Source organism: Pseudoalteromonas sp. S3260, from assembly GCF_005886925.1.
GTDB lineage: Bacteria > Pseudomonadota > Gammaproteobacteria > Enterobacterales > Alteromonadaceae > Pseudoalteromonas > Pseudoalteromonas tetraodonis.
Map to the genome: position 1 here is coordinate 1 of NZ_PNCV01000157.1, position 10,069 is coordinate 10,069.

Sequence of the window (10,069 nt, forward strand, 5' to 3'; positions counted from 1 at the left end):
ATTGGTTGCGGGAGCCGGATTTGAACCGACGACCTTCGGGTTATGAGCCCGACGAGCTACCAGGCTGCTCCATCCCGCGCCTGTAATTTCTTTGTAACAGTATCGTGTTGTTCACAAGCCTGTTTCGAAGAGAGCGCTATAATATAGGAATAAACCTATAATGCAAGGTTTTACTAATTAAAAACGTTTAAGTGAACAAAAACCCATCAAACGGCGGTTATTACACTAATCGCTGATGTGGGTTTATCATTTTTTGCCATTCCCAATCGGGATGCCCCATAACAATAAAGTCTGGGTTTTCTGTGCTTTCTCTTTGGTTATAGGTCAGAGGGTTAAACTCAGCATCGGTAATACACCCCCCCGCCTCTTCAACTATTACTTGTGATGCGCCAGTGTCCCATTCACCTGTGGGACCAATTCTTAAAAAGCAGTCAGCTTTACCTTCAGCAACAATACAAGCTTTAAGCGAACACGAGCCTAAAGCCACCGTTGCAAATTGCGCATTTAAATACTGACTCACAGCTTCTATTTTTTGGCGGCGACTCACAGCCAAAGTTAAACTTTCGGGCGGTGCTACAAATATTTGTTTATCATGCTCGCCTTTACGCTTAAATGCCCCATTATTAGCGGTAGCAAAATAGGTCACGCCCTTTGCTGGCCAATGAATCACTCCCAATACAGGATGATTATTTTCTATCAGCGCAATATTAACGGCAAAGTCGCCGCTTTCTAATATAAATTCACCGGTGCCATCCATCGGATCAAGCAGCCAATAGCGTTGCCAGTGCTGTCTGTCTTCCAATGCTGGGATCGGCGTTTCTTCGGACATAATAGGAATATCGGGAGCTAGCGCTTTTAAGCCAGCAACAAGTACATCGTTTGCGGCTAAATCTGCTTTAGTTACTGGCGTATTGTCTGATTTTTCTTGTCGACCAATATCATCTTTTTTATAAATAGCCATAATTGCATCACCTGCACTTTGGGCAAGTGTTATGCATGGTTCAAGTAATTTATCCATTAGTCGCTCCTGAGGCTAAGTACTTATCTAATAATAGCAGAGCGGCAACACTACGTGCTTCAGTAAAGTCAGGTTGTTCTAATAGCGACTGCCACTGTGCAAGTGGCCATTTAACAAGCACTAATGGCTCTGGCTCATCACCTAATAGGGTTTCAGGGTATAAATCTTTAGCAAAGAGAATATGCATAGTGGCATTGAAATAACTAGGCGCCATAGTGACCGTTTTAAGTGCTTCAAAGTATTCTGCACCAAAGCCAATTTCTTCTTTGAGCTCTCGGTTTGCCGCTTGCTCAGGTGTTTCACCGGGGTCAATTAATCCTTTAGGGAAACCTAACTGATAGTTATTGGTGCCGGCGCAATACTCTCGAACGAGTAGTAGTTCGTTTTCAGCTGTGATGGGTACAATCATAACGGCTCCACGGCCACCGCCGCGAATTCGTTCATACTGACGCTCTTCGTCATTTGAAAATTTTAGTTCTAAAGACTCCACAGTAAATAAGCGACTTTTAGCGACAACATTATTACTGAGAATTTGTGGTGGTGTTGGGTGCTTTTTCTGTGTCATGGGCATCAATTTGCTATCATTGCAGTTATACTAATCATATACCCAAATGAGTATAAGATGCGAGTTTCAGTTTGAATTAAAAGCAATTTAAATGCAGAATTAATCATAAATATCTTACCCGTAGTTAAGGTTAAATATTTATCTGGCGTTATTGAATTCGCCCTTAATATTTCATCATTGGGTATATGTTTTTAAAGTTCAATTAACAGAGCCCATTATATTTCGCTTGCAAGCATTTCATCGCAACGTAATCATTTAACGCCTCAATCTCCACAAGGATGTATCATGCTCAATTGGTCAAAAATCGATACTGTATTACTCGACATGGACGGGACTTTACTTGATTTACATTACGACACTGACTTTTGGCTCAATGTTGTTCCACAACAACATGCTCTGGCTCAAAATATCAGTTTTGAGGAAGCCCGCGCAGATATCTTAAAACGCTATCAGGCTGTGAGTGGCAAAATTCAGTGGTACTGCTCTGACTATTGGGAAGCACAGCTAAACTTACCTATTCTCGAATTAAAGCGTCAATCTGCACATTTAATTAAAATACGTGAAGATGTTCCACATTTTTTAACTGAACTTCGACGTGCAGGTAAAGAACTCATTTTACTTACCAATGCTCATCCAGAATGCGTAATGCTTAAATTTGAACATACCGCCATTGATAACTACTTAGACGGGGTGGTGTCAACGCATGAATATGGGGTAAGTAAAGAGCAACAAAGTTTATGGCACAAGGTTCAAGGGGATTTAGGGTTTGATAAACGCCGCACATTATTTGTAGATGACAGTTTACCGGTATTACATGCCGCACGAGAATACGGCATTGAGCATTTACTTGCGGTTGCTAACCCTAATAGCCAGCAACCACATAACGATATAAGCGATTACTTAAGCGTCACCGACTACCGCGCTATTATATAATTAGCTTTTTGGGTAACGCGCTACTAAGCCTTGATATACCTGTTTTGCAAAATCTGCATGTTCAGTATCAAGGCTTTTAACTACTTCTACTAAGTGTTCGTTATCTTCTTGACCATGCCATACTTTAATGTAGCTGCCATCTTTGTAACCATGATCTTGGCGGAAAAAGTTAAGCGTATTTTTACCTACATAACCACGGTATAAATCATCAATATCCATGCCTATTTGCGCCATACAACCAGCAAAGGCGGCTGCATCAAAGGTTTTATTGGCAACAGCACTGGCCGCTAGTAATTCAAGCGTTTGTTTAAAGTCATCACCTTGTTGTGGTGCACTCATTTGAGTTTGTAGCTGCGTAGCGATTTGCTCGTAGCTGGTCTTACCGTCGATACGTAGCGATAAACCAAAATGAAAAATATCAACCAGCTCTAAAATCACCTGCTCAGTATCTGGGGTTTGCTTTTTCCACCATTTCCAACCGTAATGGTCCAGCATTTCTGCACATTCAACCCAAATAGCTCTATACCATTCAAAGCCTTGACTAAACCATTGCTCATGTACTTTGGTATTCATGGCATTTTGCATTTCTAGCATAACAACTAGTTTGTTTAAATTCGCAGACATATTGGTTCCACTGTTGGATTTATAATTAGGGTAATAATACAGATAATATAACTTAACGACCAGCCGAAAACTCATGCCACGAGTTGATCAGGTCAACAAAGTCTTCAAAACCACAACCACTGCTTAAATCATTCTCTTCAAGCATGAGTTCGTCATCTTGGTAGGCTAATATATCTTCGTTATCTTGATGCAGCGCATGCGCTTCGAATAATGCTTCATCTTTAGATAGAATTAGGTCAATTTCTTGGCCTTTAAGTGTTACCGGCTCAAAGCTTGAACTCACCGAGCTAATAAGTGCCTGCACCATAGCCACTTTATCTTTGCCTATTTCTTCGTTTAACCAACGGCCTATAATCGCGTGCTCGCTGCTAATTTTAATTCTTAACCCACTAATAGGATCGCGAATGAATTGGTATTCCATAACTTTATTCCAGTACTGCTAATGCAACAGATTATAACCTAATCAGCTATGAATAATGAAAGCCAGATACAAAAATAGCGCCATAAGGCGCTATTTAGCATCATCAATTTAGCTAACCGCCTGAGCGATAGCGTGCAGCATCAATAATTGCCCATAAATGGAACACGGCACCGATTACGGCTGGCACAACTAAAAACCATAGCGCATAACCGCCAAAAACCAGAATTGCAAAAACAAGTGCCGCTAAAATACGGCCCTGCACCAACTGCCCTAAACCGGGGAAAAAAATATTACATAATGCTGCGATTACGTTACCGCCAGAACCTTGTTGAGACATACTAACCTCTGTAGTTTAATTAATTTTGTATTTGTACTTATTATTTATACTTACACACTTTATGCCAATTTATTAAGGCTTACAAATCATACAGTTAAATTATTACGAATTTATCAGTTTAGTATTTTTTGCCAAAAATAAGTCAAATTAGCAATTTTAAATAGCTATTTTAGTTACTTGCTCAGTTTATACTGTTAATTATTCAACAACTTAAATACGTATTTTATAAATAGCTGTTTATAAAAACAGTATTTTATTTAGCCTAACAAAAACACCTGTTATACTGCTCTCATTATTGATTAAAAAGGCGTAACGATGGACGTTTCAGAATTACTCGATGGCTTAAATGATAAACAACGCGATGCCGTTGCAGCGCCATTACAAAACATGCTGGTATTAGCAGGAGCAGGTTCAGGTAAAACTCGAGTATTGGTTCATCGTATTGCCTGGTTAATGCAAGTAGAGCAAGCCTCTGCCTATAGTATTTTTGCGGTAACCTTTACTAATAAAGCCGCTAAAGAAATGCGCTCACGGGTTGAAGAAACATTAAAAGCCCCTGTAGGCGGCATGTGGATTGGTACTTTCCATGGTTTATCGCACCGAATTTTGCGTGCACATCACCGTGAAGCAAACTTACCAGAAGCCTTTCAAATTTTAGACTCTGACGATCAGCTTCGTATGATCAAGCGCTTATTAAAATCGATGAATATTGATGATAAAAAATGGCCGGCAAAGCAGTTTGGTTGGTACATAAGCGCTAAAAAAGATGAAGCTCTGCGCCCTAAAGATATTCAGGCATACGATATTAACGAGCAAATGATGCTGCGTGTTTACGCAGCCTATCAAGAAGCTTGTGATAGAGCGGGCCTAGTTGATTTTGCTGAAATCTTACTACGTAGCTATGAGGTTCTTAAAAATAACCCAACCTTGCTGCGTCATTATCAGCAGCGCTTTGCGCACATGCTTGTAGACGAGTTTCAAGATACCAATACTATTCAGTATGCGTGGTTAAAACTACTTGCGGGCGATACCAGCAGCATCATGATTGTAGGCGATGATGACCAAAGTATTTATGGTTGGCGCGGCGCAAAAATAGAAAACATTAAACGCTTTTTAACCGATTTTGATGCAGAGACGATTCGCCTTGAGCAAAACTATCGCTCGACTGCCACTATTCTTAAAGCCTCAAACGCGTTAATTCAAAATAACTCCGAGCGAATGGGTAAAAGTTTATGGACTGATGGTAATGACGGTGAACCTATTTCTATTTATGCTGCTTTTAATGAGCTAGATGAAGCGCGCTTTGTGAGTAGCAAATTACGTAGCTGGCTTAATGCGGGTAATGCACTTCAAGATGCGGCTATTTTATATCGTAGTAATGCGCAATCGCGGGTACTTGAAGAAGCAATGCTACAAGAAGGTTTAAAATACCGAATTTATGGCGGTATGCGATTCTTCGAACGCCAAGAAATTAAAGATGCTCTTTCATACTTACGCTTAGTGGGTAACCGCCAAGATGATGCGGCATTTGAGCGTGTTATTAATACGCCCGCCCGCGGCATTGGCGATAAAACATTAAGCCATATACGTGACTGCGCTCGCGCTGAATCTTTGCCGCTTTGGTATGCTGCTAAAGCCATTGTAGAGCAACAGCATTTATCGGGTCGCGCTTCTGGAGCTGTTGCCAAGTTTGTTGAGTTAATTGAACATATTGAAGATAAAATTAGTGACTTAACGCTGCACGAGCAGGCTAAATATGCCATACAAACCTCAGGGTTAATGGCAATGTATCAGGCTGAAAAAGGTGAAAAAGGCCGTGCTCGGGTTGAAAACTTAGAAGAATTAATTAGCGCCTGCGATCAATATGAACTCCCTGAAGAGGAAGAGTTTAGTTCACCACTACAAGGCTTTTTAGCCTACACCTCGCTTGAATCAGGTGAAGGGCAAGCTGATGAACATGAAGATGCGTTACAAATGATGACGCTTCACTCAGCTAAAGGCTTAGAGTTTCCGCTGGTATTTATGGTCGGTGTTGAAGAGGGCATGTTCCCATCACAACAAAGTAATGAAGAAACGGGCCGTTTAGAAGAAGAACGCCGCCTTTGTTATGTAGGTATGACCCGTGCTATGGATAAACTGTATATAAGCCACGCAGAAAGCCGCCGTTTATATGGCCAAGAGAAATATCACAGCCCATCGCGCTTTTTACGTGAAATACCCGAAGACTGCGTAGAAGAAATTCGCATTAAAACACAAGTATCTCGCCCGCCTGCAGCCGGTCGCTTTAGCGCACCGGTTAGCCATGCTGCATTTGAAGAAAGCGGATTTAACTTAGGTCAACGCGTGCTGCATGCAAAGTTTGGCATTGGCACCGTACTCAACTACGAAGGCAGTGGCGCACAATCTCGCGTACAAGTTAACTTTGACGACTTAGGCAGTAAGTGGTTAGTAACAGCTTATGCAAGATTACAAGCCGTTTAACCGCGTTGTAGAGCGTGTACAGCAACAACTTGCGAATGCGAAACATCGTCAGTTGTTGCTGCTTACAGGCGATAAAAACTGGTGTTATGAGCAATGTACTCAGCTGCTTGCTCATTTGCAGCTCCCTTCTTTTGTACTGTCAAAAAGCACTCATTTAATTAATGCACATTGGCCAGAGCATACCCACCAAATTTTAGGGCAAGAGTGCGCTCATGCTGTTTATGACGGCTACAGTGGACTGGTGCCAGATAAACTAGCCGCGCTCAGTGGCGTTGTGCAAGCAGGTGGTTTTTTAATTATATTGCTACCCGAACTTAAAGAACTTGAACACTGGTGTGATGACGCCCTTCCCTTATTTCAATCTTTTGGGCAAATGCACCCTTACAGCTTTTTTAACCAACGCTTAGCTCACTTACTAAGCAAAACTACTTTACTGCATTTGAGCCAGCAAAATGGTTGGCGGTGTATTACCGATACGAATCTATCAACTGGTGAAATTGACTTTACCGAGCAACAACAGTGTATTGAATTAATAATAAAAACGGCAAACGGACGAGCAAATCGACCATTATTAATTAATGCAGATCGGGGAAGAGGAAAATCAGCCGCATTAGGTATTGCAGCAAGTAAACTCAGCGATAAAAAAATCCTCATCAGCTCTATGCAATTTCGCGCATTGCACAGCAGCTTTAAACATTTAGCAAACGCACTTAATTTAGAGTATCAAGCAGGCAATAAATGCATTGCAAACATGCAATATATTGCACCTGATCAACTACTTAACGAACAGCCTGAGTGTGACTTGCTATTAATTGATGAAGCGGCAGCAATCCCTGTTCCAATGCTAATAAAACTACTCCACCTTTATCCTCGCGTGGTATTTTCAAGCACCATGGTTGGCTATGAAGGCAATGGTCGCGGCTATATTTTAAAGTTTACTCGCTACATTAAAACGCATTTTAAAAATATGCGCAGTATGACTCTTGAGCAGCCTATTCGCTTTGCAAAGCAGGATCCATTAGAGCTGCATATTCGCACGTTATTAGCCTTAGATGCTGAACATCACAGCCTCACCTTACACTCTACCCCTTTGCAATTTAAGCAATTACAGGCACATCAACTTGCTAGTAACGAGTTACTACTTTATCAAGTGATTGGGTTGCTAACGCTGGCACATTATCAAACCAGTGTGAATGATTTACGCCACTTACTAGACGCCACTAAACAACATGTATTTGTTTGCCAACAAGGTGATAATATTCTCGGTGTCTGTTTAATTGCGATTGAAGGTGGATTTAATGCTTCCATGAGCAATGAAATAGCACAAGGAAAGCGTAGGCCTCAAGGTCACTTAATGGCACAAACGCTAGCACAATTGAGTTTTAATGCTGATGTTTTAAAACAACACTGCGCCCGCGTGGTGCGTATTGCCATTGTTCCACAGCATCACAACAAAAAAATAGGCACACAGTTACTTAAATACTGTGAACAGCAATTGCAGAGCGAGTGTCATTGGTTTGGTGCCAGCTTTGGTGGCAATGCGCAATTACTCAGTTTTTGGCAAAGTAATGGCTTTGATTTAGTTAAACTCGGTTTTCAAAAAGATAAGGCAACGGGCGAGCATAGCGCATTAGTTGTTAAAAGCTTAACTAAAAGTGACCATCTAGTAGAGCAATTAGTGGCACAGTTCGAAGCCGATTTCCCTTTGCAACTACTCGATCACTATAGTCAGCTTGATTATCAACTGGTCGCGAAAATTGTCTCTCATTTTAATACTCATACCGACAGTATCACTGAGCAATCAAGATTAAAGTCTATGTTAACAAGTGACTACCAGCTTTTTAATATAAAACCATTACTCTGGCGACGTTTTTGGGCATTGCCGTATAGCTTGCCAACCGATGACGATAATTTCCAATATGTTTTTATTAGGCTAGTATTACAAAATTGGACACCGAAAAATATCCAAAGTCAGTTAGGTTTGAATGGCACAAAGTCATTTAATACATTATTTAAAAAGGCTGTAAATAATTGGTATGAGCGCATTTCACATAATAGTAAACCTTAACATTGTCCTTATAGCATTAGTGCTTGAGCAAACTTTCGCGCATGCCGAGCAAACCAACAACAAAGTAATTAAGCTGGGCATGTCTACTGCACTGACTGGCCCTGCTAAAAATATTGGCCAACAGTTACATAAAGGTAGCAGCGTTTATTTTGACAAAGTTAATAACGCTGGCGGTATTAATGGCGCTAAGGTGCTACTTTTAGTTGCTGACGATCACTATGAACCCAAACAAACCGTTAATAATACTCGTCAGTTTATTTACACAAATAAAGTTGATGCCCTGTTTGGTGCAATGGGTACCCCAACCAGCCATGCAATTATACCTTTACTAGAGCAATCAAAAATTCCGTTCTTAATGCCTTTTAGCGGGGCGAGCTTTCTACGTGAAAAACCGTCAGTTAAAGCATTTAACTTAAGAGCAAGCTATAACGACGAAGCACAAGAACAAATCAAATACCTCGTTGAAGAGCATAAGCATACTAAAATAGGGCTACTTATACAGGCTGACGAATTTGGCTTATATGTAGAATCAGGACTAAGAGAAGCACTCGCTAAATATAATCTTACACCGGTAATAGTTGCTCGCTACAAACGCAATAGCCAAGATGTGGAGTCGGCACTTAATACCTTAAAATTAAGCGGAGTTACGGCAATCTGTTTAGTCGGCACTTATGAACCACTCTCTGAGTTTATTAATAGTGCCCAAAAGCAAGGGTTTAATCCTGAATATACTAGCGTTTCGTTTGTAACCAGCTTTGACTTATTTGATGAAATAAACTCACCATCAAATATTATGGTAACGGAGATTGTTCCAAACCCACTAAATTGTAACGATAATTTTTATACTGAGTTTTTAGCCGATATGCAAGCGAGCAACATTAAAAAACCAAGTCGTCTTCATTTTGAGGGTTATATTAACGCTATGGCATTTAGCAAAGCAGCGAAAAACTGTCAATTCCCCCTTCAGCAATCCTGCCTGATGAATGAGCTTAATTCTTTATTAGTAACCGATATACTTATCCAAAAGTTATTCATAAATACTGAAAACAACAATAAACGTAATGTTTATCGCTCTTATTATGTGAATAAATAAATAAATACCTGGCAAATATTGTTCCATTCTTAGTATACAAACTTAGTATGTGAGGAAGCCATGGACTTAATTAATTTTAAAGTGGGTTATAAAACCATTTCACTTAAGATTCTTGATATCTTATTAACAGAAAAATTTCATAATAACCTCACGGTGCTGCCTAACGATAACAAGAGCTTCCTAGGCGTTAAAGATTATATGGGGATCCCAACCCCAGTATTTGACTTAGGAATAATTTTAAATGGCGTGTCTACAGAGCACAGTAACCGAGATGCGTTAAAGCAACTTAAATCTTGGCAAAAACAACTCAATACGTGGTTTAATCAATTAGAACAAGCGTTACTAAGTTCGCAAAATTCGTTAAATACGAGTCAATGTGAGCTTGCTGACTTTGAACAATTTTATATGGAATTTAAAACCGATAACGACGAATTAAAAAGTACAATGTCACGCTTTAATGAGCCGTTTAAATCACTTTTACAAAAAGTAGAAGACGCTATTAAAGTACATAAGTAAAAGATCCACCTTC

The 10,069-nt window shown here is 40.2% G+C and carries 9 protein-coding genes, 1 tRNA gene and 1 pseudogene; 5 read left to right on the forward strand and 6 right to left on the reverse strand.

Going from position 1 to position 10,069, the window contains the following annotated elements; genetic code table 11:
* Positions 1-2 precede the first annotated feature (2 nt).
* From CWC14_RS17430 to nudE, 3 genes are all read right to left on the reverse strand, one after another.
* Positions 3-79, reverse strand: a tRNA-Met gene (locus CWC14_RS17430).
* Positions 80-220: 141 nt separating this feature from the next.
* Positions 221-1,018, reverse strand: a complete 798-nt coding sequence (cysQ, locus tag CWC14_RS17435) for a 3'(2'),5'-bisphosphate nucleotidase CysQ (protein ID WP_138564156.1) — start codon at positions 1,016-1,018, stop codon at positions 221-223.
* On the reverse strand, positions 1,011-1,583 hold the full coding sequence (gene nudE / locus CWC14_RS17440; RefSeq protein WP_171036872.1) for an ADP compounds hydrolase NudE: 573 nt from the start codon (positions 1,581-1,583) through the stop codon (positions 1,011-1,013). Before nudE ends, cysQ begins: the two co-directional genes overlap by 8 nt.
* A gap of 285 nt (positions 1,584-1,868) precedes the next feature.
* Between nudE and yrfG the strand changes: the two genes are divergently transcribed.
* Positions 1,869-2,516, forward strand: coding sequence for a GMP/IMP nucleotidase (gene yrfG / locus CWC14_RS17445; protein WP_138564158.1), 648 nt, complete (start codon positions 1,869-1,871; stop codon positions 2,514-2,516).
* On the opposite strand, the gene CWC14_RS17450 is transcribed toward yrfG, so the two are convergent.
* The 3 genes from CWC14_RS17450 to CWC14_RS17460 all read right to left on the reverse strand — a co-directional run bounded on the left by CWC14_RS17450 (position 2,517) and on the right by CWC14_RS17460 (position 3,898).
* Positions 2,517-3,140 (reverse strand): dUTP diphosphatase, encoded by a 624-nt coding sequence (locus tag CWC14_RS17450; protein WP_138564160.1) that lies wholly within the window; start codon positions 3,138-3,140, stop codon positions 2,517-2,519.
* 52 nt (positions 3,141-3,192) lie between these two features.
* Positions 3,193-3,561 carry a YacL family protein gene (locus CWC14_RS17455; RefSeq protein WP_013463756.1) on the reverse strand — a complete coding sequence of 123 codons (369 nt, stop codon included), beginning with the start codon at positions 3,559-3,561 and terminating at the stop codon, positions 3,193-3,195.
* Between the two features lie 112 nt (positions 3,562-3,673).
* The gene (locus CWC14_RS17460) at positions 3,674-3,898 is read right to left on the reverse strand and encodes a hypothetical protein (protein WP_013463755.1); all 225 of its coding nucleotides are present in this window, start codon (positions 3,896-3,898) and stop codon (positions 3,674-3,676) included.
* A gap of 315 nt (positions 3,899-4,213) precedes the next feature.
* On the opposite strand from CWC14_RS17460, the gene uvrD reads away from it, so the two are divergent.
* The 4 genes and pseudogenes from uvrD to CWC14_RS17480 all read left to right on the forward strand — a co-directional run.
* Positions 4,214-6,379: a DNA helicase II gene (gene uvrD / locus CWC14_RS17465; RefSeq protein ID WP_138564162.1), complete on the forward strand. Its 2,166-nt coding sequence runs from the start codon at positions 4,214-4,216 to the stop codon at positions 6,377-6,379.
* A complete protein-coding gene (locus tag CWC14_RS17470; RefSeq protein ID WP_138564164.1) occupies positions 6,357-8,447 on the forward strand; it encodes a GNAT family N-acetyltransferase in 2,091 nt (696 codons plus the stop codon). Before uvrD ends, CWC14_RS17470 begins: the two co-directional genes overlap by 23 nt.
* Positions 8,416-9,540 carry an ABC transporter substrate-binding protein gene (locus CWC14_RS17475; protein WP_138564166.1) on the forward strand — a complete coding sequence of 375 codons (1,125 nt, stop codon included), beginning with the start codon at positions 8,416-8,418 and terminating at the stop codon, positions 9,538-9,540. Before CWC14_RS17470 ends, CWC14_RS17475 begins: the two co-directional genes overlap by 32 nt.
* Before the next feature lie 60 nt (positions 9,541-9,600).
* Positions 9,601-10,053 (forward strand): annotated as a pseudogene (locus CWC14_RS17480) (chemotaxis protein); the annotation flags it as partial.
* Between the last annotated feature and the right edge of the window lie 16 nt (positions 10,054-10,069).